Consider the following 24133-nt stretch of genomic DNA (forward strand, 5'->3'; position numbering starts at 1 on the left):
TGCCTGCGGGCATTCGCGAGCAGCGTTCAATTAATCAATGAGGATTTCCATGCGTTTTGTCAGCATGCTTTTGCTGCCGGTATTGGCCTTTACTGCATTTTCGGCCAGTGCTGCCCAGCCTGATGTTCAGAGTTTGACCAACCTTCTGGAAAAGTCGAAAACCCTGACCGCCCGTTTTTCGCAGATGACCCTCGATGGCAGCGGCACGCAGTTGCAGGAGACCGCAGGTGAAATGGCGCTGCAACGCCCGGGCCTGTTCTACTGGCATACCGATGCGCCTCAAGAACAGACCATGATTTCCGATGGTCAGAAAGTGACCCTGTGGGACCCGGACCTGGAGCAGGTAACGATCAAGAAGCTTGATCAGCGTCTGACCCAGACCCCGGCCTTGCTGCTCTCGGGCGATGTGTCGAAAATCAGCGAAAGCTTTGATATTTCCTCCAGGCAAGCCGGAGAAGTCATCGACTTCGTGCTCAAGCCGAAGACCAAGGACACGTTGTTCGACTCGCTGAGCCTGTCCTTCCGCAAGGGCGTGATCAACAACATGCGCCTGGTCGACAGCGTGGGTCAGCGTACCGACATCCTGTTCAACGGTGTCAAGGCCAACGAACCGATCCCGGCCTCCAAATTCAAGTTCGATATCCCGAAAGGGGCTGATGTCATCCAGGAGTAATCCCGGACCAAGAGGTTTCAAACGCTGCCCATGGATTTGTTTCGTAGTGCTCCCATCGCTCAACCCCTGGCTGCCCGCCTGCGTGCAGCCAATCTGGATGAGTACGTCGGTCAGGAACACCTGCTGGCGCGCGGCAAGCCCCTGCGCGAAGCGCTGGAGCAGGGGGCACTGCATTCGATGATTTTCTGGGGGCCGCCGGGGGTGGGTAAAACCACCCTGGCGCGCTTGCTGGCGGAAGTGTCCGATGCGCATTTTGAAACGGTTTCGGCAGTACTGGCGGGGGTAAAGGAAATTCGCCAGGCGGTTGAGATCGCCAGGCAGCAAGCCGGCCAGTACGGGCGGCGGACCATCCTGTTTGTCGACGAAGTACATCGCTTCAACAAGTCGCAGCAGGATGCGTTTTTACCTTATGTCGAAGATGGCACCTTGATCTTCATTGGCGCCACCACAGAAAACCCCTCCTTTGAATTGAACAACGCACTGCTGTCGCGGGCGCGTGTATACGTACTCAAAAGTCTCGATGAAGCGGCCATGCTCAAGCTGGTGCAGCGCGCATTGACTGAAGACAAGGGCCTGGGCAAGCGTGGTCTGACCCTCAGTGATGAAGGCTTCCAGACATTGCTGCGGGCCGCCGATGGCGATGGCCGACGCTTGCTCAACCTGCTTGAAAACGCTTCGGACCTGGCTGAAGACCACAGCGAAATCGGCATCGATTTGCTGCACAGCCTGCTGGGCGACACTCAGCGCCGTTTCGACAAGGGCGGCGAGGCGTTTTACGACCAGATCTCGGCATTGCATAAATCGGTACGCGGCTCCAACCCGGATGCCTCGCTGTACTGGTTTGCGCGAATGATCGATGGCGGCTGCGATCCGCTGTACATCGCCCGACGCGTGGTGCGCATGGCCAGTGAAGATATCGGTAATGCCGACCCGCGGGCCTTGAACCTGTGTCTGGCGGCCTGGGACGTGCAAGAACGTCTGGGGAGTCCGGAAGGCGAACTGGCAGTGGCCCAGGCCATCACTTATCTGGCCTGTGCGCCCAAGAGCAACGCGGTGTACATGGCCTTCAAGGCCGCACGGCGTGCCGTTGCCGAAGACGGTTCCCGTGAAGTGCCGCTGCATTTGCGCAACGCGCCGACCAAGTTGATGAAACAACTGGGCTATGGCGACGAGTACCGTTATGCCCATGACGAGCCGGACGCCTATGCCGCCGGCGAAGATTACTTTCCGGACGAGCTGGAGCCATTGCAGCTTTATCAGCCGGTACCCCGCGGGCTGGAGCTTAAAATCGGCGAAAAGCTCAGGCACCTGGCAGCGCTTGATCAGGCGAGCCCGATACGGCGGAGAAAACCTTGATTCCACTGATTGTTGCCGTCTCTGTGGGCGGTATTGCGGGAACCTTGTTGCGTTTCGCCACGGGTAACTGGATTAATGCCAATTGGCCCAGGCACTTCTATACCGCGACATTGGCCGTTAATATCGTGGGCTGCCTGCTGATTGGCGTCCTGTACGGACTTTTTTTGATACGCCCTGAAGTGCCGATTGAAGTCCGAGCCGGACTGATGGTGGGTTTTCTGGGCGGTTTGACCACATTTTCATCCTTTTCACTGGACACGGTGCGCCTGCTTGAAAGCGGGCAAGTGCCACTGGCACTGGGCTATGCGGCCCTCAGCGTGTTCGGCGGGCTGCTCGCCACCTGGGCTGGCCTGTCCTTGACCAAACTTTGATAAACGAGAAACCGACATGCTCGATTCCAAACTGTTACGTACCAACCTGCAGGACGTAGCGGATCGCCTGGCATCCCGTGGCTACAAGCTGGACGTGGCGCGCATCGACGCGCTGGAAGCCAAGCGTAAAGAAGTCCAGACCCTGACCGAGAAGCTTCAGGCAGAGCGCAATGCCATTTCCAAAAGCATTGGCCAGGCCAAGGCTCGCGGTGAAGATATCGCGCCACTGATGGCCAGTGTTGAAACCATGGGCAGCGATCTGGCCAGTGGCAAGGTCGAGCTGGACGCCATCCAGACCGAGCTGGACTCGATCCTGCTGAGCCTGCCGAACCTGCCGGACGCCTCCGTGCCGGTCGGTGCCGATGAAGACGACAATGTCGAAATCCGCCGCTGGGGAACGCCGACTGCCTTCGATTTTGAAATCAAGGACCACGTCGCCCTTGGCGAGCAGTACGGCTGGCTGGATTTCGAAACCGCCGCCAAATTGTCCGGTGCCCGCTTTGCCTTGCTGCGCGGGCCTATCGCTCGCCTGCACCGCGCACTGGCGCAGTTCATGATCAACCTGCACACCGGCGAGCACGGCTACGAAGAGGCTTACACGCCTTATCTGGTCCAGGCCCCGGCGCTGCAAGGCACTGGCCAGCTGCCCAAGTTCGAAGAAGAGCTGTTCAAGATCAGCCGCGAAGGCGAAGCCGATTTTTATCTGATCCCGACCGCTGAAGTGACCTTGACCAACATCGTTGCCGGCGAAATCGTCGAGCACAAATCCCTGCCGATCAAGTTTGTGGCGCACACCCCGTGCTTCCGCAGCGAGGCCGGGGCTTCGGGTCGTGATACCCGCGGCATGATCCGTCAGCACCAGTTCGACAAGGTTGAAATGGTCCAGATCGTTGAGCCTTCGACCTCGATGGACGCGCTGGAAGGTCTGGTTGGCAACGCTGAAAAAGTGCTGCAACTGCTGGAACTGCCATACCGCACGCTGGCGCTGTGCACCGGCGACATGGGCTTCAGCGCAATTAAAACCTACGATCTGGAAGTGTGGATCCCGAGCCAGGACAAGTACCGCGAAATTTCGTCGTGTTCCAACTGTGGCGATTTCCAGGCCCGCCGTATGCAAGCGCGTTTCCGTAATCCGGAAACCGGCAAGCCGGAACTGGTCCACACCCTCAACGGTTCGGGTCTGGCTGTAGGCCGCACCCTGGTAGCGGTGCTGGAAAACTACCAGCAGGCAGACGGCTCGATCCGTGTGCCAGAAGTGCTCAAGCCCTACATGGGCGGCATCGAGGTCATCGGCTAAATGGAGTTTCTGCCGCTGTTTCATAACCTGCGTGGCAGCCGTGTACTGGTGGTCGGCGGCGGGGAGATTGCCCTGCGCAAATCCCGGCTGCTGGCCGATGCCGGTGCGCTACTGCGGGTTGTCGCACCCGCCATCGAGCCCCAGTTGTGCGAATTGATTAACAGCAGCGGCGGCGAACAGGTGTTGCGTGGCTATGTTGAGGCGGACCTTGAAGGGTGTGTCCTGATCATTGCCGCAACCGACGATGAGCCGCTCAATGCGCAAGTTTCCGCTGATGCCCACCGCCGCTGTGTGCCGGTCAATGTGGTGGATGCACCTGCCTTGTGCAGCGTGATCTTCCCCGCCATTGTCGACCGCTCCCCGCTGGTGATTGCCGTTTCCAGTGGTGGCGACGCGCCGGTGCTGGCGCGCTTGATTCGCGCCAAGATTGAAACCTGGATTCCCTCGACCTACGGTCAACTGGCCGGCCTTGCAGCGCGTTTTCGCACCCAGGTCAAAGGCTTGTTTCCTGATGTGCAGCAGCGTCGCGGGTTCTGGGAAGATGTTTTCCAGGGCCCGATTGCTGACCGGCAACTGGCCGGGCAGGGCGCTGAAGCAGAGCGTTTGCTGCTGGCCAAGATCAATGGCGAAGCGGCCATCACTACCGGTGAGGTTTACCTGGTGGGTGCCGGCCCGGGCGATCCGGACCTGCTGACCTTTCGCGCGTTGCGTCTGATGCAGCAAGCAGATGTGGTGCTCTACGACCGATTGGTAGCTCCTGCGATTCTTGAACTGTGCCGTCGCGATGCCGAGCGTATTTATGTCGGCAAGCGCCGCGCCGATCACGCCGTGCCGCAAGACCAGATCAACCGCCAATTGGTGGATCTGGCCAGACAGGGCAAGCGTGTGGTCCGGCTCAAGGGTGGCGATCCGTTCATCTTTGGTCGTGGTGGTGAAGAGATCGAAGAGCTGGCGGCCCATGGCATTGCGTTCCAGGTGGTACCGGGTATCACGGCAGCCAGCGGTTGTTCAGCCTATGCCGGCATCCCCCTGACCCATCGCGACTACGCGCAGTCCGTGCGTTTTGTGACGGGGCACCTGAAGGACGGCACCAGCAATTTGCCCTGGAGTGACCTGGTCGCTCCGGCGCAAACACTGGTGTTCTACATGGGGCTGGTCGGTTTGCCGATCATCTGCGAACAGCTGATCGCCCATGGCCGTTCCCCAGACACTCCGGCTGCGCTGATCCAGCAAGGCACCACGGCCAATCAGCGGGTGTTTACCGGCACGCTCAGTGACTTGCCCAAGCTGGTGGCCGATCACGAAGTCCATGCACCTACCCTGGTGATTGTGGGCGAAGTGGTATTGCTGCGTAAGAAGCTTGCATGGTTCGAAGGCGCACAGTCTCAGGTATAAACGCCAATTTCCTGTAGGAGCGAGCTTTTGCGCGTGTTAACGAACAGCTCGCGAGCAAGCTCGCTCCTACGGTGACTTGCGTTTGGCGCCGGTTATCTCCACCGCTTTGTGTATGTGCATCAGAAGCTGGCATGGTTTGAAAACTGTAGGAGCGCGCTGTCCAGCGCTGTCACATACAGCTCGCTCCTGCAGGGGGTCTGCGTTTATTCAGCTGCGGTTATCTCCCACCAGACTCTCTACCGACGGCACCCGGGTATCGCTTTCCATTTGCGCGTCATGCTCGATCTGGTGGCTGAAGCGATCCAGTGAACCCTGGGCAGGCTGCGCGTCACTGGCAAATACCGGCGGGCTCAGGATGTAAGCACCGAGCAATCGGCTCAACGCCGCCAGGCTGTCGATATGGGTTCGCTCATAACCGTGGGTCGCGTCACAACCGAATGCCAGCAAGGCGCAACGGATGTCATGCCCGGCGGTCACCGCCGAATGCGCATCGCTGAAGTAGTAACGGAACATATCGCGGCGTACCGGCAGCTCGTTTTCGGCGGCCAGGCCCAGCAAGTGCCGCGACAAGTGATAGTCGTACGGCCCCCCCGAATCCTGCATCGCCACACTCACGGCGTGTTCGCTGGAATGCTGACCCGGTGCCACCGGGGCAATATCAATCCCGACGAATTCGCTAACATCCCATGGCAAAGCCGCAGCCGCACCGCTACCGGTTTCTTCGGTGATGGTGAACAGTGGATGGCAGTCAATCAACGGTTGTACACCGCTGTCGACAATGGCCTTCAAGGCCGCGAGCAAGGCCGCTACACCCGCCTTGTCGTCCAGATGCCGGGCACTGATATGGCCGCTTTCGGTGAATTCCGGCAGCGGGTCAAACGCGACATAGTCGCCAATATTCACCCCCAGTGAGTCGCAATCTGCGCGAGTCGCGCAGTAGGCATCCAGGCGTAACTCAATGTGGTCCCAACTGATCGGCAGTTCATCCACCCCGGTGTTGAATGCATGTCCTGAAGCCATCAGAGGCAGGACACTGCCGCGAATGACTCCGTTGTCGGTAAACAGACTGACACGGCTGCCCTCGGCAAAGCGGCTGGACCAGCAACCCACAGGCGCCAGGATCAACCGTCCGTTGTCCTTGATCGCCCGTACGCTGGCGCCGATGGTGTCCAGATGCGCCGAAACGGCGCGATCCGGGCTGTTTTTCTGACCTTTGAGGGTCGCGCGCAACGTGCCGCGACGGGTCAGTTCAAAAGGAATGCCCAGCTCATCCAGGCGTTCGGCCACATAGCGCACGATGGTGTCGGTAAAACCGGTGGGGCTGGGAATGGCGAGCATTTCCAGGAGTACCCGTTGCAGGTAGTCGAGATCGGGTTCAGGGATGGTGCGATTCATAATGACTCCTGAGGTGAGGCCCGCCGCATCGCTGCGATGCGGCGGGTTCCGGGTGACGTTCAGCGACGGTACTTCAGGGTGCCGGCTGACTGTGCGGGAACAACAAATCGATGAAGCGTTCGGCGGTGGGTTGTGGCTCGTGATTGGCAAGACCGGCCCGTTCGTTGGCTTCGATAAACACGTACTCGGGCTGATCGGCAGCCACCACCATCAAGTCCAGCCCGACCACCGGAATATCCAGCGCCCGTGCTGCACGGACTGCAGCGTCGGCCAGCACCGGGTGCAGAATGTCGGTCACGTCTTCAAGGCAGCCACCGGTGTGCAGGTTGGCCGTTCGGCGCACGTTCACTATCTGGCCAGTTGGCACAATACTGTCGTACTCGAAGCCCGCCGCCTGTACTGCGCGCAGCGTTTCGCCATCCAGCGGGATACGGCTTTCACCCTGGGTTGCGGCCTGGCGCCGTCGGCTTTGCGCTTCGATCAACTGGTCAACGCGGTGCAGGCCGTCACCAATAACCTGAGCAGGTCGGCGGATGGCGGCGGCGACCACTTCAAAGCCGATCACCACAATGCGCAGATCGAGGCCTTCGTGGAAGCTTTCGAGCAAGACCCGGCTATCAAACCCGCGGGCCGTTTCGATGGCCTGCTGCACCTGTTCGATTGTTTCCAGATCCACCGCCACCCCATTGCCCTGTTCGCCATCCACAGGTTTGACCACCACCCGCGAGTGCTGCTCGAGAAACGCCAGATTGTCATCGGCATCGCTCGCCAGTTGCTGGCTCGGCACGTTCAGTCCCGTTTGGCTCAATACCTTGTGGGTCAGGCATTTGTCCTGACACAGGCTCATGCTGATAGCGCTGGTCAAATCACTGAGTGATTCGCGGCAACGAATCCGCCGGCCGCCGTGGCTGAGGGTGAAAAGCCCGGCGCCAGCGTCATCGATCTGGACATCGATCCCGCGTTTGTAGGCCTCTTCAACCAGGATCCGCGCGTAAGGGTTGAGGCCGGCTTCGGGCCCCGGCCCCAGAAACAGCGGTTGGTTGATGCCGTTTTTGCGTTTGATGGTGAAGGTCGACAGGTTGCGAAAGCCCAGCTTGCTGTAGAGGCTCTTGGCCTGGGCGTTGTCGTGCAGCACGGACAAGTCGAGATAGCTCAGACCCCGGCTCATGAAGTGCTCGATCAAATGGCGCACCAGCACTTCACCCACCCCGGGACGAGAGCACTGTGGATCGACTGCCAGGCACCACAGGCTGCTGCCGTTTTCAGGGTCATGAAACGCTGTGTGGTGGTTCAAGCCCATCACACTGCCAATCACCGTGCCCGTGGCTTCATCTTCGGCGATCCAGTACACCGGCCCGCCCTGGTGGCGTGCGGTCAGCAGCTGCGGGTCGATGGGCAGCATATTGCGCGCCTGATACAGCGTATTGACCGCATTCCAGTCAGCCTCACTTTGCACCCGGCGGATGCGGAACCCGCGGAACACCCTTGTGGCCGGGCGGTAGTCGGTAAACCACAGGCGCAAGGTGTCTGAGGGGTCGAGAAACAGCTGCTGCGGTGATTGCGCCAACACTTGCTGGGGCGCTGCAACGTAGAGCGCGATATCACGTTCGCCGGTTTGCTCGTTCAGCAACTCGTTGGCCAGGCTGGCAGGATCAGGGAAGGTATGCCCGATCAGCAGTCGCCCCCAGCCGCAATGGATGGCCATGGGCTCTGCGCCCGGTTCACTGCCATCTTCGGCAAAACGGGCCTGCAGGCGTTCATAAGACGGCGCCTGGCCGCGTAACAAACGCTGGCTGTAGGCCGTAGCGAGGGGTTTCATTGATTAGATTCCTTGTTCGCTCAACCACAGGTTCAAAGCAGCCAGTTGCCACAGCTTGGAACCATTGAGGGGTGTCAGTTGACCTTGCGGGTTGGTCAGTAGCTGATCGAGCATGGCGGGTTGAAACAGCCCTCGATCCTGGCTCGGGTCCAGCAGCAGGTCGCGTACCCAATCAAGGGTATTGCCTTGCAGATGCTTGAGACCAGGCACCGGAAAGTAACCTTTTTTGCGGTCGATCACTTCACTGGGGATAACCAGTCGTGCGGCTTCCTTGAGCACCTGCTTGCCGCCATCGGGCAGCTTGAAGCGTGCGGGAATTCGCGCCGAAAGTTCGGCCAGCCGGTAGTCGAGAAATGGCGTGCGGGCTTCAAGGCCCCAGGCCATGGTCATGTTGTCGACCCGTTTGACCGGGTCATCCACCAGCATCACCGTGCTGTCCAGGCGCAAGGCCTTGTCCACTCCGGCATTCGCCCCCGGCTGGGCGAAATGCTCGCGTACATAGTCGCCGGCCGCGTCATTGGCCGTCAGCCAGCGGGGCTGCACTGTGGCTTTGTATTCGTCATAACTGCGGTCGAAGAAGGCTTCACGGTAAGCGGCGTATGGATCGCTGGCGCCGTCGACTTGCGGGTACCAGTGATAACCGGCGAACAGCTCGTCAGCACCCTGACCGCTCTGCACCACCTTGCAATGTTTGGCCACTTCACGAGACAGCAAATAAAAGGCGATGCAGTCGTGGCTGACCATCGGCTCGCTCATGGCGCGGAAGGCCGCCGGCAGTTGCTCGATGATTTCATGTTCGCCAATGCGCAGTTGGTGATGGCGAGTGCCGTAATGCCTGGCGATCAAGTCCGAATACTGGAATTCGTCCCCGCGTTCGCCGCCTGCGTCCTCAAAGCCGATGGAAAAAGTCGACAGGTCCTGTACCCCAACATCCCGCAGCAAGCCCACCAGCAAGCTGGAGTCGACGCCGCCCGAGAGCAGCACGCCAACATCCACGGCAGCGCGCTGGCGAATGGCTACGGCCTCGCGGGTGCTGTCCAGAACGCGGTCGCGCCAGTCTTCCAGGGTCAGATTTTGCTCATCGGCGTGGGGCCCGTAGGGCAGGGTCCACCAGGTTTTTTGCTCGGTCTGCCCATTGGCCTTGATCCGCATCCAAGTGGCCGGCGGCAGTTTTTCGATACCGGCAATCAGGGTACGCGGTGCAGGCACCACGGCATGGAAATTCAGGTAGTGATTGAGTGCGACCGGGTCGAGCATCGGGCTGATATCACCGCCCTTGAGCAGTGCCGGCAGAGTCGAGGCAAAGCGCAGGCGTTCGCCGGTCCGCGACAAGTACAGCGGCTTTACGCCCAGGCGGTCGCGGGCTATGAACAGCGACTGGCTGTCACGCTCCCAGATGGCAAAGGCAAACATGCCATTGAGCTTGGGCAGTAAGGCTTCGCCCCAGGCGTGATAGCCCTTGAGCAGCACTTCGGTGTCACCGTCGGAGTAAAACCCGTAGCCGAGGCTTTCGAGCTCGGCCCGCAGTTCGGGGAAGTTATAAATGGCGCCGTTGAACGCCAGGGACAAACCCAGTTGGCTGTCGACCATCGGCTGCGCCGAGCCGTCTGACAGGTCCATGATTTTCAGCCTGCGGTGGCCGAGGGCTATCGGTCCCTGACTGTGAAAACCCCAGGCGTCGGGCCCACGGGGTGCCAGGTGATGGGTGATGCGTTCGATGGCTGCCAGGTCGGCAGGTTGATGATCAAAACGTAACTCTCCAGCTAATCCGCACATGTTGCTTTAACCCTTTCAAAGCCGGGCCTGTCGCGCTACTGCTGCTGTTCAAGCAGGTTTTTTCTACGCTTTCGCAGCATGTCAGGCGTCTCAACTTCTCTCCGTTGATCGGGAAAGGTGATCCACCTGGCATCGGTTGCAAGCAGTATCGGAACGCTATGCCCTGGCATTGCAAAATGCTGGTAACCAGTAGCGTTCAGGCCCTGTTTCGGATCGGACATAGCGCTCTGACCTGTCTCCCGATCCTTCCGGCGCAAAAGCGCAGTCAGAGCGCGCCGCCGTAAGTAGTCTGGGTTTTTCGAGTGCCTGCATGCCGTGATCGTTCAATAAAACTTTACCGGCGGTGCTGGTTTTGTCCTTTGCCGGGCTTGGGCTGAAGGCCGAAATGCATGGATATGTTTCGCTGCGGCGCAGCAAGAAAACACCAAAAGCAGGCATGGGTGCGCCTGTTGCATTGGTTCGGCGGCAAGCCGTATCAAGGGTTTGATGATGGGCGCTGACAGACAGGCCGGGCGGCTTTACTGAAACCTGATCGTGGATCGCCGGGCACTGAAGCCGGGGCTGTTCACAGGCAAATGAAGTGTCACTGGAGTAAAAACCCCGGGCAGGCATTGCGCGAACCGGACATTTCAAGCGGCAGGGGGCGACTATGAAATGCTGATGGCAACACAGGCGTTCGGGCAAAAAAATGCCGGATTTATCTTTTAGAGGGGGCGCTGTCTCGCTCTGGCATGGCTCAGTAGGCTGGCGCTCGCGGGTTGGATCTGGAGTTGCCCGGGGTAAGGGCCAGCGCCAATTGTGTCCGGTTACTCATATCAGTCAGGCGCAACACTTGTGATACATAGAGTTTTACAGTGTTTTCTGTAATACCCATTTCACAGGCAATCTGAAAGTTTGTCTGGCCCGTACTGACCAGTTTTGCAACTTCCAGCTGGCGCGGTGACAGTTGATCGAAGACGTTCGGTGCTACCTCGGCGCAGAAGTTAGCCCTGTCTGCAATCAGGTTTGTAGCGGCACTGGCCTGCTGCGCCTTGCCGATATCCTTGGACAGGTCGTTGATCGAATCGATCAGGCTATACAGCTTCTGACTCAGGTGCCCAAGGTCCTGGTTACCTGCTTGCCGATCGTCAAGGGCTTTCTCCCGACGCTTGAGGCCTGCCAGCAGCTCGTGAAGATCCACCGGCTTCTGGTAGTAATCAGAGAAGCCTTCACGCAAGGCCCGGATTACGTCTTGTTTGTCGCCATGGCCGGTCAGCATGATTGCCTCAAAGGCGCGGGTCTTGCCTGCCACCAGCCTCAAGGCCTGGACCAGTTCGACACCATCGTATTCGGGCATCAGTAAATCGCACAGCACCAGGCTGATCGAGGGGTCGTCGTGGAACAGTTGAATGGCCTGGCGACTGGAATGACAGGGCACACAGGTGTAGCCACTGCCTTCCAGAAACTCGCAGAGCTCATCAACAATGAAGAGGTCGTCGTCGACTACAAGTATTTTTTTTTGAGGCGAAAAATAAGACACACGCTACTCCATGTTTGGCGAGTTAAAGTTTTGCCGGACATGGATTGTAGAGCAGTTGGTCAGACGGAATCTGGCTGATCAGAGCCCAGATGTTCCAGAAGTTGCAGGCCAGTTCTCAACAATGAAAATTTCAGACCCGATTTTTGTGCGCTGGGCAGGCAAATCGTCGCGCCAGCCTTGTCAGGGCTGGCAGACGTTAAGGCCGGGCTGATCAGCTAGGTATGCGGCGCAAGAAAAAACCTGGCAGCAGCATTCAGGTCGCTGCCGGATTGCCGCCGGCTACAGCCTTTTGACCAATGCCCGCACCGCGAAGCGGGCCGGGTGGCAGGCCTCGGCGATACTGCGGGGCACGGGCATGGGTTCGTGGTTGATCCAGGCGGCAAGCATTTCCCCGGACAAGGGTGCTGTGATCAGGCCCCGGGAACCGTGGCCGCTATTCACATACAGGCCCTCCAGCCAGGGGCAGGGGGTATCCGGAACCTGACGGGCGTCTTTGCTTAATGCGCCATATGCCAGGGCAAATGCCTGCGGTTCAACCAGTGGGCCCACGATCGGCAAGTAGTCCGGGCTGGTGCAGCGAAAGGCGGCCCAGCCTTGCAGCGATTGGGGGTCCAGTTGCTCGCCCAGTCGCGTTGCCAGATCGGGTGAAATTTCTTCCAGCAGATCCAGATTGCCCTGATGGCCCTCGGGGGTAGTGGTCAAATCTTCGTTATGGAAATCGAAACTGGCCCCCAGGGTATGTTCGCCGAGCCGGCCAGGGGCCACATAACCCTCGGCGCAGACCACGGTCTTGAGCACGCTGCTGGCAGGGGTTTGGGCGAGTTGGGTGATTTGCCCGCGTATCCGTTTGAGCGGCAGTGCGCTGCTGGCGGGGAAACGCTTGACCTCTGCTGCACCGGCCAGCACCACCACCGGTGCGCAGGCCAGCACCTTGTCATCCTGGCAGGCCTGCCACTGGCCCTCGACTCTGTGCAGTTGCAATACGTCATGGTGGGTCAGCACCTGGACATTGGGGTGCAGGGCCTGGAACCGGCACAGCGCGGGAGGGTGGACCCAGCCACCTTCGGGGTAGAACAGACCGCCGTGGGCCAGTTCAATCCCGGCCAGTGCCTGTGCCTGGGGCTGGCCGAGCAAATGCACCAGTGCCGGGGGGAAGGCTGCAGCCAGTTGCGCCTGACGCTCGGCTTCCTTGGCACTGAAGCCCAGTTGCAGCACGCCACAGTCATCCCAGTCGCGTCCGCGCTGCAGGTTTTCCAGCAAGCGACGGGTGTAACCGAAACCACTGACAATCATTTGTGACAGCGTCGTTCCGTGGGCTGAAAGCTTGAGATAGAGCACCCCCTGCGGATTGCCAGATGCCTCTTTGGCCAGTCGCTCGTGGCGCTCCAGCAAGCACACCTGCCATCCACGGCGGGCCAGGCTGTTGGCAGTGGCGCACCCCGACAGACCGCCGCCAATCACCAGCGCTTTACGTTCACCGCCGACCCGGGGCGGGCGGGCGTACCAGGGTTTGATGCCGCTGCTCGCCAACGGATGCTCAGGCAAACCGGCGAAGGTTCCCCGCAGGATCTCCCACTTATGGCCGATGCCGGGTGTTCGACGCATCTTGAATCCAGCTTCGTTCAACGCCCGGCGGACCCAGCCGGTGCTGGTGAAGGTACTGATGGTCGAGTCTGGTGCTGCCAGGCGAGCCAGTTGCGCGAACAGCTCCGGGGTCCACATCTGCGGATTTTTTGCCGGCGCAAAGCCGTCGAGAAACCATGCATCAATCTGCGCATCCAGTTGCGGCAGTTGTTCCAATACATCGCCAATCAGCAGCGTGAGGGTGACCCGGCCATTGGCCAGGGTCAGGGTCTGGAACCCGGGGTGAATCGCATAATAGGCGGCCAGCAATTGTTCGCTGTAGGTGGCGAGCTCTGGCCACAGGGCGAGGGCTCGCTGCAAATCCTCACGGGTCAGGGGGTATTTTTCGACGCTAATAAAGTGCAGTCGTGCATCAGCGTGTGCGACCTGATCAAACAACTGCCAGGCACACAGAAAATTCAGGCCCGTGCCGAAGCCGGTTTCGCCGATAACCAGTTGCTCATTGGCGGGCAGGGCAGAGAAACGCTGCTGCAAGGCGTTCTGTTCAATAAAGACATAACGGGTTTCTTCGAGACCGGACTTGTCCGAAAAATACACGTCATCAAACACCCGTGAATGGGGGCGGCCTTGGTCATCCCAGTCAATCTGGGCATTGGGCATTTCAGTAGTCATGTGCGGCTCGGCAACGGCAAGGCGGCCATTCTAGCTGATCAGCAACAGCGGCACTGACCCATGACAAAGTTATGCGGTTTGTTCCGGCGCAGGCATGAGCAATCCGCTAGTCTTGTGACACTTGTCCAGGGAGCTTTCCATGTTCGAATCCGCTGAAATCGGTCACTTTATCGATAAAGAAACCTACGATCAGGAAGTTCCCGCCTTGCGTGAGGCCTTGCTGGAGGCCCAGTACGAATTGCAGCAGCTGAAAAACTGCGCAGTCATCGTATTGATCAATGGCATTGAAGGTGCAGGGAAGGGCGAGACGGTCAAACTGCTGAACGAGTGGATGGACCCGCGACTGATCGAGGTGCGGACCTTTGACCGTCAGAGCGACGAAGAGCTGGCACACCCGCCGGCATGGCGTTACTGGCGACAATTGCCGGCCAAGGGGCGCATGGGGGTGTTCTTTGGCAACTGGTACAGCCAGATGCTCCAGGGCAGGGTCCATGGCGTGTTCAAGAATGCAGTCCTCGACCAGGCAATCAATGGCGCCGAGCGCCTGGAGAAAATGCTCGCCGATGAAGGCGCATTGATCTTCAAGTTCTGGTTTCACCTGTCCAAGAAGCAGATGAAAGCCCGTTTGAGTGCCCTCAAGGACGACCCGCTGCACAGCTGGCGCATCAGTCCGCTGGACTGGCAGCAGTCGCAAACCTATGACAAGTTCGTGCGCTATGGCGAGCGGGTCATTCGCCGTACCAGCCGTGACTATGCACCGTGGAACATCGTAGAGGGCGTCGATCCCAATTACCGCAGTCTGACCGTCGGCAAAATCCTGCTGGAGGGCATGCAAGCGGTACTCAATGCGCCCAAGTCCAGAGTGCGGACCAGCAATATTCCCCCGCTGCCCGAGCTCATTGACGGGCTGAGCCTGCTGGACTGTCTGGACCTGACCCGGCGGCTTGATAAAGACGATTACCAGGAGCAGCTGATTACCGAGCAGGCACGTCTGTCGGGGTTGATGCGCGACAAGCGCATGCGCCGCCATGCATTGATTACGGTGTTTGAGGGCAATGATGCGGCGGGCAAGGGCGGCTCGATCCGGCGGGTGGCGGCGGCACTGGACCCGCGCCAGTACAATATCGTGCCGATTGCAGCCCCCTCCGAGGACGAGCGGGCGCAACCTTACCTCTGGCGGTTCTGGCGCCAGATTCCGGCGCGCAGCAAGTTCACGGTTTTTGACCGTTCATGGTATGGGCGGGTACTGGTGGAACGGGTTGAAGGCTTTTGTACCCAGGCGGACTGGATGCGTGCGTACGGCGAAATCAACGATTTTGAAGAGCAACTGCACGCTGCCGGGGTGATCGTGGTCAAGTTCTGGCTGGCCATCGATAAGCAAACCCAGCTGGAACGTTTTGAGGCCCGCGAAGAGATCCCGTTCAAGCGCTTCAAAATTACCGAAGAGGATTGGCGCAACCGCGAAAAATGGGACCTGTATCGCAATGCCGTGTGTGACATGGTCGATCGTACCAGCACCGAGATTGCGCCCTGGACCCTGGTGGAGGCCAACGACAAGCGCTGGGCGCGGGTCAAGGTGCTGCGCACCATCAATGATGCGCTTGAAGCCGCTTTTGACAAGCAGGACAAGCGCAACAAGAAGCATAAAAAATAGGCGCGGGCTTGCCCGTGATGGTTTTCGGCGCCGGGTGCATTGAGCAAGCAATGCACCCTCGTCAATCAACTACAGGGCAGGGCGAGCCCCGCCGGCTCAGTGCTTGCCGGAACCCAGCATGTTTTCCGGCCGTACCCATTGATCGAACTCGGCATCGGTAAGGTAGCCCAGATCCAGGGCGGCTTCGCGCAGGGTCAGGTTTTCTGCGTAGGCCTTTTTCGCAATTTCGGCAGACTTGTCATAACCGATATGCGGGTTCAGGGCTGTCACCAGCATCAGGCCGCGCTCCAGGTGTTCAGCCATTTTGCCGGCATCGGCTTCAAGGCCGGTGACGCAATGTTTCTGGAAGTTGCTGCAGCCGTCCGCCAGTAACTGGATGGATTGCAGCAGGTTGTGAATGATCACCGGCTTGTACACGTTCAATTGCAGGTGGCCCTGGCTGGCGGCAAAGCCGATGGTTACATCATTGCCCATGACCTGGCATGCCAGCATCGACAGTGCCTCGCACTGGGTCGGATTGACCTTGCCCGGCATGATCGAGCTGCCAGGTTCATTGGCCGGCAGTTTGATTTCGGCTATGCCTGCCCGCGGCCCCGAGCCCAGCAAGCGGAAGTCGTTGGCCAGTTTCATCAAGGTCACGGCCAGGGTTTTAAGTGCGCCGGACAGGTTGGTCAGAGGCTCATGCCCGGCCAGCGCGGCAAATTTATTGGGCGCAGTTACAAACGGCAAGCCGGACAAGGCGGCCAGTTCTGCGGCAATGGCTTCACCAAAGCCGTGGGGCGCGTTGAGGCCGGTGCCCACAGCCGTACCGCCCTGGGCCAGTTCGTACACGGCTGGCAATGCAGCGAGAATGGCGCCCTGGGCGTAATCGAGTTGCGCGATGTAGGCCGATACTTCCTGGCCGAACGTGATCGGGGTGGCATCCATCATGTGGGTGCGGCCGGTTTTCACCAGTTTCATATGCCGTGCAGACAATTCGGCCAGGCCGCCGGACAACTCATTGATGGCCGGTAACAGATGCTCGTGGACTGCTTTGGCCACGGCAATATGCATCGCGGTCGGGAAGCAGTCGTTCGAACTTTGTGAACGATTGACATGGTCGTTCGGGTGAACCGGAGACTTGCCGCCCCGGCCTGTGCCCGCCAGTTCGTTGGCTCGGCCGGCAATCACTTCGTTGGCGTTCATGTTGCTTTGCGTGCCGCTGCCGGTTTGCCACACCACCAGAGGGAATTGATCGTCGTATTCGCCGTCCAGCACTTCGTCGGCGGCCTGCTCGATCAGGCGGGCGATGTCGGCAGGCAAGTCGCCATTGCGATCATTTACCCGCGCCGCTGCCTTCTTGATCAACACCAATGCATGCAGCACGGCCAGCGGCATTCTCTCGTTGCCGATGGCAAAGTTGATCAGCGAGCGCTGGGTCTGAGCACCCCAGTAGGCCTCATCCGGAACGTTCACTTCACCCAGGCTGTCGGTTTCGATACGGCTCATCGGGTTCTCTCTCCATAGGGGTTGATCAGTGAGCTTAGGCGGTGAATTGCCCCATAGGTTCAAACTTTGGTTTTAGAGGCTTTGATCTGATTGTTGAATACCTCTGATCAGGCCCGGGGTTGAGTGCCGGAGTTTTTTAGGCGCAGAATGGGCGCCCTTGGGGTTCGTCCTCGCTTGCTAGAAAAGGAAACTCGATGACCCGTCTTCGCGCCATCTGTACTGCGGTAGCTCTGGTTTGCGCCAGTGGCCAGGTTTTCGCCGATACCGCCAGTCACGCTGCCACTGCTGAAACATTCCTCAAGCTGGCACATGCCGACAAGCTGGGTACCCCGGTGTACATGCAAGTGCAGCAAATGTTCGCCCAACGTTTTGAGCAGACCAAGGCACCGGCTTCCAAGAAAGCCCTGCTGGAAACCTACCAGGCCAAAGCCAACACCGCTCTGGACCAGGCTATTGGCTGGGACAAACTGAAGCCTGACATGGTCAAGCTTTACACCACCAACTTCAGCGAATCCGAACTCAAGGATCTGGTTGCTTTCTATCAATCGCCCCTGGGCAAGAAAGTACTGGAAAAAATGCCGCAGCTGACTCAGCAATCGGCACAAATGACTCAGGCCAAGCTGGAAAGCGCGGTGCCTGTGGTCAACAAACTGCTGGAAGACATGACTGTCCAGCTGGAGCCAAAAGCGGCCCCGGCCAAGAAGAAGTAAGCGGAGCCTGAATGAGCATGCAACATCGTATCGAAGCGGCGCTGGGCGCCTTGCAGCCCGAGCACCTGAACGTGCTGGATGAAAGCCATATGCACAGTCGTGGGTTGCAGACCCACTTCAAGGCGGTGGTGGTCAGCGAGCAGTTTTCCGGGCTCAACAGTGTCAAGCGTCACCAAAAGGTCTACGCCACCCTGGGTGACCTGATGGGCGAGTTCCATGCACTGGCTTTGCATACCTATACGCCTGATGAATGGGCGAAAATCGGTACAGCTCCGGCCTCGCCGACCTGTGCCGGCGGTGGGCACTAAGTGGCTTGTTAAGCCTGCTTTTTGCTAGAATCCGCAACGCGCCGCTCAGTCGGCGCGTTTTTTTTGCATCCGGTTCACCCTTTACGAGGGTAGCCACCTGGAGATATATGCGATGACTGCACCGATTGTGGTAGCTGCACTGTACAAATTCGTCACCCTGGAAGATTACGTCGAGCTGCGTGAGCCTTTGCTCAAGGCCATGGTCGACAACGGGGTCAAGGGCACTTTGCTGATTGCCGAAGAAGGTATCAACGGTACTGTTTCCGGTAGTCGTGAAGGCATTGACGGGCTGATGGCCTGGCTCAGGTCCGATCCGCGCATGGTGGATATTGACCACAAAGAATCCTACTGCGATGACCAGCCGTTCTACCGGACCAAGGTCAAGCTCAAGAAAGAAATCGTCACCCTCGGTGTTGAAGGCGTAGACCCGAACAAAAAAGTCGGAACCTATGTCGACCCCGAGAACTGGAACGCGCTGATCAGCGATCCGGAGGTGTTGCTGATCGACACCCGGAATGATTACGAAGTATCGATTGGTACATTTGAAGGCGCGATCGACCCGAAAACCACCAGTTTTCGCGAATTTCCTGACTACATCAAAGCCAATTTCGACCCGGCCAAACACAAGAAAGTCGCGATGTTCTGCACCGGCGGCATTCGTTGTGAAAAGGCTTCGAGCTACATGCTCAGCCAGGGCTTCGACGAGGTTTATCACCTCAAGGGCGGGATTTTGAAGTACCTCGAAGAGGTGCCGCTGGAAGAAACCAAGTGGCAGGGCGACTGCTTCGTGTTTGATAACCGGGTCACCGTGCGTCACGACCTGAGTGAAGGTGAATACGATCAGTGTCATGCCTGCCGCACGCCGATCAGCATCGCTGACCGTGAATCCGAGCATTATCAGCCGGGTATCAGCTGCCCGCATTGCTGGGACAAACTGAGCGAAAAAACCCGCCGCAGCGCCATTGACCGGCAAAAACAGATTGACCTGGCCAAGGCCCGCAATCAGCCGCATCCGATTGGCCACAACTACCGTAAACCGGCCGAGGCCTGATATGTCCGCGCGCCTGCTCTATGTGATGGACCCGATGTGTTCGTGGTGCTGGGGTTTTGCCCCCATCGTTGAGGCTCTGGTTGAGCAGGCGCAGGCTGCGGGGGTGGATTTGCACCTGGTGGTCGGAGGCTTGCGCACCGGCAGCGGCGCGGCCCTGGAGCCTGCAACTCGACGCTATATCCTTGAGCACTGGCAGGCGGTGACCGATGCCACCGGGCAGCCGTTCACGATCGAAGGTGCCTTGCCCGATGGTTTTGTCTACGACTGTGAGCCTGCATGCCGGGCCATTGTGGCGGCGCGCAGTCTGGCGCCCGATTGCGCGTGGCGGTTGCTGAAACTGATTCAGCAGGCTTTTTATGTGCAAGGTCGTGATGTGACCCAGGCCAGTGTGCTGGCTGAACTGGCGCAGACGGCGGGGTTGCCGCGTATCGAGTTCGCTGCCGCGTTCGACAGCGCCGAGCAGCACACGGCGACCGCTGCCGACTTTACCTGGGTCCAGGATCTGGGGATCGCCGGATTCCCCACCCTGCTTGCTGAACGTGACGGTCAGCTGGCATTGCTGACCAATGGTTATCAGGCTCTGGAGCCTGTCTCCGACCTGCTGGGCCGTTGGCTTGAACGCGCCAAGCGTGCTTGATTGCGGCCCGGCAACGCCGGCGCCCGAGACCACAGATCGCCTGAGCTGGAAGGAAATCCGTGGTCTGGCCCTGCGCCATAAAAAAGCCCTGTGGCTCGCCAATGGCGTGGCAGTCCTGACCACGCTGTGCAGCGTGCCGATTCCATTGTTGTTGCCATTGCTGGTTGATGAAGTGCTGCTGGGCAACGGTGATGCAGCGCTCAAAGTCATGAACCACTGGCTGCCAGCCGCCTGGCAAAGTGCGCCGGGTTACATAGGCCTGATGCTTTTCGTGACGCTGCTGCTGCGCTGCGGTGCTTTGCTGTTTAACGTGCTGCAGGCCCGGCTGTTTTCCCGTCTGTCCAAAGACATAGTGTTTCGCATCCGGTTGCGCCTGATCGAGCGTCTGAAGCGCATCTCGCTGGCCGAGTATGAAAGTCTGGGCAGCGGTACGGTGACCACGCATCTGGTCACCGACCTGGACACCCTCGACAAGTTCGTCGGCGAAACCTTGAGCCGGTTTCTGATTGCGATGCTGACCCTGGTCGGCACGTCAGCGATTTTGTTGTGGATGCACTGGCAGCTGGCGCTCTTGATTTTGCTGTTCAACCCGTTGGTGATTTACGCCACCGTGCAGTTGGGCAAACGCGTCAAACACCTCAAAAAGCTGGAGAACGACAGCACTGCGCGTTTTACCCAGGCGCTCACTGAAACCCTGGATGCCATTCAGGAAGTCCGTGCCGGCAATCGTCAGGGCTATTTCCTCGGTCGCTTGGGGAATCGGGCCCGGGAAGTGCGCGATTTTGCCACGTCATCCCAATGGAAAAGTGATGCCTCGAACCGGGCCAGTGGCCTGTTGTTCCAGTTCGGCATCGATATTTTCCGTGCCGCGGCAATGCTGACGGTGCTGTTTTCGGATCTGTCCATCGGCCAGATGCTCGCGGTGTTCAGCTACCTGTGGTTCATGATCGGGCCTGTCGAGCAACTGCTCAACTTGCAGTACGCTTTCTACGCCGCAAGCGGTGCCATGACCCGGATCAACCAGTTGCTGGCGCGGCGCGACGAGCCGCAGTACCGCGGTGGCGTCGATCCGTTTTCAGGGCGTCAGACCGTTGATATCGAAGTGCGCGACCTGAGTTTCAGCTACGGCGACGAGAAGATTCTCGACCGATTGAACCTGACCATCGCCGCGGGTGAGAAGGTGGCCATTGTGGGCACCAGCGGCGGCGGTAAAAGCACTTTGGTGCAATTGCTGCTGGGGCTCTACACGCCGCAGTCGGGCAGTATCCATTTCGCCGGTGCGAGTCAGGCCGAGATCGGCCTGGAAACCATCCGTGAACATGTGGCCGTGGTGCTGCAGCACCCGGCGCTGTTCAACGACAGCGTGCGGGCCAACCTGACCATGGGCCGCGAGCGTACGGATGAGGCGTGCTGGCGTGCTCTGGAAATCGCCCAGATGGACGGCATCGTACGCCAGCTGCCCCAGGGGCTGGACAGCATAGTCGGGCGCTCCGGGGTGCGGTTGTCCGGAGGTCAGCGTCAACGTCTGGCGATTGCGCGAATGGTGCTGGCCGAACCCAGGGTAGTGATCCTCGATGAGGCTACCAGCGCACTGGATGCCGCCACCGAATACAACCTGCATCACGCTTTGGAAAAATTTTTGAGTGGGCGCACGACTTTAATCATTGCCCACCGTTTATCTGCGGTAAAACAGGCAGACCGCGTGCTTGTGTTTGATGGCGGACGTATTGCGCAAGATGGCGATCACCAGCAGCTACTTGCAGAGGGAGGGCTCTACGCCAGGCTGTACGGGCAATTGCAGCAGAGCTGACGGCGAGGGCTCCGGACTTTTCAAGTGTGGCTGGCGCCAGTGATCCTCATACGGGTCATAAACTAGCCTAGGCTCAACTTGCTTGAGGGATTTTCTCCGGTTTTCTTCTGCCAGCCTGTGATAAAGGGAACTCATGAAGCACAAGCGTCCCCTCGGTACCCCACGCCTTTTGGGAATCGTCTGGCCCTTTATTGCGGTCGTGCTGTTTCAGGCGCTATTGGGTTGTCTCAGTCTTTATATGCTCTCAGCGGTGCGAGGCTATGTCGCAGGCGAAAGTCTGTGGTCCAAAGGACAGAAAGACGCCATTTACTACCTCCATCTGTATGCCGACAACCGCGATCCGGCGGTTTTCGAGAAGTACCTGCAAGCGATCAAGGTGCCCCAGGGCGGACACCGGCTGCGCATGGCACTGGATCAGTCACCTCCAGACCTTGCCGAGGCGCGCGAGGGCATTCTGCAAGGGGGTAATAGCCCTGAGGATGTCTCGAGCATTATCTGGTTTTATCGTTATTTCCATGATTTCAGCTATATGCGCACAGCCATTGAGAAGTGGAGTGTGGGTGATCAATACCTGATAAAACTGGATGATCTGGCGCAGGAAATTCACCGCAGTCTCAATGCCAATCAAGCCAGCGCCGCTGACGTAGCAGGCTGGCAGTCCGCTATCTCGCGGATCAATGAAAGTGTTGCCCCGCCGGCCAAAGCCTTTAGTGACGCACTGGGTGAGGGCTCGCGATTTATTCTGAAATTGTTGGTCATCATCAATTTCGCGACGGCGCTGGGGCTGATTCTTTTGGCTTTACTGCGTACCCACAAAGTGTTGAGCCAGAGCCGGGAGTTTGCCGAAGCCCTGCAGGTTGAAAAAGAGCGGGCGCAAATCACCCTTGAATCTATTGGTGACGGGGTAATAAGTACGGATGTAAGCGGTTCCATCACTTATATGAATCCGGCCGCGGAACAGTTGACGCTCTGGAAGTCCGGGCAGGCGCAAGGCGTACCCTTGGCCGCATTGTTCAAGTTGCTCGACGAAAATGTCCTTGATGATGGTTTCAAACTGATAGACCGCATTCTCGGCGGCCAGCTGGGTAATACCAGTGAACATTCAAAACTGATTCAGCGCACGGACGGCAGTACGGTTTCCGTGGCGCTGGTGGGGGCGCCAATCCTGCATGCCGGCAAGGTGAGCGGTGCGGTGCTGGTGCTGCATGACATGACCCGTGAGCGCCAATACATTGCCAACTTGTCCTGGCAGGCGACCCACGATGCACTCACCGGCCTGGCCAATCGTCGCGAGTTTGAATATCGTCTGGAGCTGGTGTTGCAGAATCTGGCGCGACAGCAAGGCCGGCACGCATTGATGTTTCTTGATCTGGACCAGTTCAAGCTGGTCAACGACACCTGTGGCCACGCTGCGGGTGACGAGTTGTTGCGGCATATTTGTGCATTGCTGCATTCGGGTTTGCGTGAGGGCGATACGCTGGCGCGTCTTGGGGGAGATGAGTTCGGTATCCTGCTGGAAAATTGCCCGGCCGATGCCGCTGAAAAAATTGCCGAGGGTTTGCGCCAGACCGTACAAAGGCTGCACTTCGCGTGGAAGGGACGCCCGTTCCTGAACACCATCAGTATCGGTCTGGTGCATATCCAGCAAGCCCCGGTGACCCTGGAAGCCTCAATGCGTGCGGCGGACATGGCTTGCTACATGGCCAAGGAAAAGGGGCGTAACCGGGTTCAGGTCTACCATGCGGATGACTCAGAGTTGTCACTGCGCTTTGGTGAAATGGCATGGGTACAGCGCTTGCACGTGGCGCTGGAAGAAAACCTGTTTTGCCTTTATGCGCAAGAGATCGCTCCATTGGGGCGGGCCCCGGAAGGCGGCGGGCACATTGAAATCCTGTTGCGCCTGAGCGATGGCAGTGGCGGCCTGATCTTGCCTGACAGTTTTATTCCGGCTGCCGAGCGTTATGGTCTGATGGCTTCGATTGACCGTTGGGTTGTGGAAAACGTATTCAAGATTATTTCTCGGTGCTCGGCGCCGCGGGCAGAACATTCAATGGCGATGTGTGCCATTAACCTCTCGGGGTCGACCATAGGCGATGATGAGTTCCTGGCTTTTTTGCTCGAGCAATTTGAATGTTATGGCGTGGCACCCGAGCTGATCTGTTTTGAAATTACCGAAACCAGTGCAATTGCCAACTTGGGCAGTGCCATCCGCTTCATAAATGAACTTAAAGGGCTGGGCTGTCACTTTTCCCTGGATGACTTTTGCGCCGGGATGTCTTCGTTCGCCTACTTGAAACATTTGCCTGTGGACTATTTGAAAATAGATGGCAGTTTCGTCAGGGATATGCTGGATGACCCCATTAATCGGGCAATGGTTGAGGTGATCAATCATATAGGGCACGTTATGGGTAAGCGGACAATTGCCGAGTTTGTTGAAAGTCCTCAGATTGAACAGGCATTGATTGAGATCGGGGTCGACTATGCTCAGGGATATATAGTTGAGCGCCCACAATTGTTTACCTGTGACAGCTTGTGGACTCGACCTGTACGCCCCAAAGCCCTGGCTTTGAAGTTGCCGGGCACTTTGCGTTGATGAGGTGTCCGATTTTGTAAATCAC

General features: G+C 58.6%; 18 protein-coding genes. 12 read left to right on the forward strand and 6 right to left on the reverse strand.

The features are described from left to right. Positions 1-49: 49 nt before the first annotated feature. The 5 genes from lolA to cysG are packed head-to-tail and all read left to right on the forward strand — an operon-like array spanning position 50 to position 5092. Positions 50-673, forward strand: a complete 624-nt coding sequence (gene lolA, locus B195_RS07830; RefSeq protein WP_003447038.1) for an outer membrane lipoprotein chaperone LolA — start codon at positions 50-52, stop codon at positions 671-673. A 30-nt stretch (positions 674-703) separates the two neighbouring features. Continuing rightward, complete coding sequence (locus B195_RS07835) at positions 704-2029, forward strand: replication-associated recombination protein A (RefSeq protein WP_003447040.1); 1326 nt, start codon at positions 704-706, stop codon at positions 2027-2029. Next, positions 2026-2400: a fluoride efflux transporter CrcB gene (gene crcB / locus B195_RS07840; RefSeq protein WP_003447042.1), complete on the forward strand. Its 375-nt coding sequence runs from the start codon at positions 2026-2028 to the stop codon at positions 2398-2400. Before B195_RS07835 ends, crcB begins: the two co-directional genes overlap by 4 nt. A 16-nt stretch (positions 2401-2416) precedes the next feature. Continuing rightward, positions 2417-3697, forward strand: coding sequence for a serine--tRNA ligase (gene serS, locus B195_RS07845; protein WP_003447044.1), 1281 nt, complete (start codon positions 2417-2419; stop codon positions 3695-3697). Then, positions 3698-5092: a siroheme synthase CysG gene (gene cysG, locus B195_RS07850; protein ID WP_003447046.1), complete on the forward strand. Its 1395-nt coding sequence runs from the start codon at positions 3698-3700 to the stop codon at positions 5090-5092. Between the two features lie 207 nt (positions 5093-5299). On the opposite strand, the gene B195_RS07855 is transcribed toward cysG, so the two are convergent. The 5 genes from B195_RS07855 to mnmC form a co-directional block, all read right to left on the reverse strand. Further along, positions 5300-6487, reverse strand: coding sequence for an osmoprotectant NAGGN system M42 family peptidase (locus B195_RS07855; RefSeq protein WP_003447048.1), 1188 nt, complete (start codon positions 6485-6487; stop codon positions 5300-5302). 73 nt (positions 6488-6560) lie between these two features. Continuing rightward, positions 6561-8306 (reverse strand): N-acetylglutaminylglutamine synthetase, encoded by a 1746-nt coding sequence (ngg, locus tag B195_RS07860; protein WP_003447050.1) that lies wholly within the window; start codon positions 8304-8306, stop codon positions 6561-6563. A gap of 3 nt (positions 8307-8309) precedes the next feature. After that, the gene (locus B195_RS07865; protein ID WP_003447052.1) at positions 8310-10082 is read right to left on the reverse strand and encodes an N-acetylglutaminylglutamine amidotransferase; all 1773 of its coding nucleotides are present in this window, start codon (positions 10080-10082) and stop codon (positions 8310-8312) included. Between the two features lie 736 nt (positions 10083-10818). Next, complete coding sequence (locus B195_RS07875; RefSeq protein ID WP_003447056.1) at positions 10819-11601, reverse strand: response regulator transcription factor; 783 nt, start codon at positions 11599-11601, stop codon at positions 10819-10821. Positions 11602-11880: 279 nt separating this feature from the next. Continuing rightward, entirely contained in the window at positions 11881-13857 is a 1977-nt protein-coding gene (gene mnmC / locus B195_RS07880) for a bifunctional tRNA (5-methylaminomethyl-2-thiouridine)(34)-methyltransferase MnmD/FAD-dependent 5-carboxymethylaminomethyl-2-thiouridine(34) oxidoreductase MnmC (RefSeq protein ID WP_003447058.1), read from the reverse strand. Between the two features lie 139 nt (positions 13858-13996). On the opposite strand from mnmC, the gene pap reads away from it, so the two are divergent. Beyond that, positions 13997-15511: a polyphosphate:AMP phosphotransferase gene (pap, locus tag B195_RS07885; protein WP_003447059.1), complete on the forward strand. Its 1515-nt coding sequence runs from the start codon at positions 13997-13999 to the stop codon at positions 15509-15511. Positions 15512-15607: 96 nt separating this feature from the next. Here the strand turns inward: pap and B195_RS07890 are convergent, their stop codons facing one another. Beyond that, a complete protein-coding gene (locus tag B195_RS07890) occupies positions 15608-16999 on the reverse strand; it encodes a class II fumarate hydratase (RefSeq protein ID WP_003447061.1) in 1392 nt (463 codons plus the stop codon). A gap of 194 nt (positions 17000-17193) precedes the next feature. Between B195_RS07890 and B195_RS07895 the strand changes: the two genes are divergently transcribed. The 6 genes from B195_RS07895 (at position 17194) to B195_RS07920 (ending at position 24108) form a co-directional block, all read left to right on the forward strand. After that, positions 17194-17709, forward strand: coding sequence for a DUF2059 domain-containing protein (locus B195_RS07895; protein WP_003447063.1), 516 nt, complete (start codon positions 17194-17196; stop codon positions 17707-17709). 11 nt (positions 17710-17720) lie between these two features. Continuing rightward, positions 17721-18017 (forward strand): BolA family transcriptional regulator, encoded by a 297-nt coding sequence (locus B195_RS07900; RefSeq protein WP_003447065.1) that lies wholly within the window; start codon positions 17721-17723, stop codon positions 18015-18017. A gap of 112 nt (positions 18018-18129) precedes the next feature. Beyond that, positions 18130-19068, forward strand: coding sequence for a rhodanese-related sulfurtransferase (locus tag B195_RS07905; protein WP_003447067.1), 939 nt, complete (start codon positions 18130-18132; stop codon positions 19066-19068). A gap of 1 nt (position 19069) precedes the next feature. After that, positions 19070-19705 carry a DsbA family protein gene (locus B195_RS07910; protein WP_003447069.1) on the forward strand — a complete coding sequence of 212 codons (636 nt, stop codon included), beginning with the start codon at positions 19070-19072 and terminating at the stop codon, positions 19703-19705. Continuing rightward, complete coding sequence (locus B195_RS07915) at positions 19698-21515, forward strand: ABC transporter ATP-binding protein (RefSeq protein ID WP_003447071.1); 1818 nt, start codon at positions 19698-19700, stop codon at positions 21513-21515. Before B195_RS07910 ends, B195_RS07915 begins: the two co-directional genes overlap by 8 nt. Positions 21516-21648: 133 nt before the next feature. Further along, positions 21649-24108, forward strand: coding sequence for an EAL domain-containing protein (locus B195_RS07920; RefSeq protein ID WP_003447073.1), 2460 nt, complete (start codon positions 21649-21651; stop codon positions 24106-24108). Positions 24109-24133 lie beyond the last annotated feature (25 nt).

It is taken from the genome of Pseudomonas sp. Lz4W, assembly GCF_000346225.2.
GTDB lineage: Bacteria > Pseudomonadota > Gammaproteobacteria > Pseudomonadales > Pseudomonadaceae > Aquipseudomonas > Aquipseudomonas paraversuta.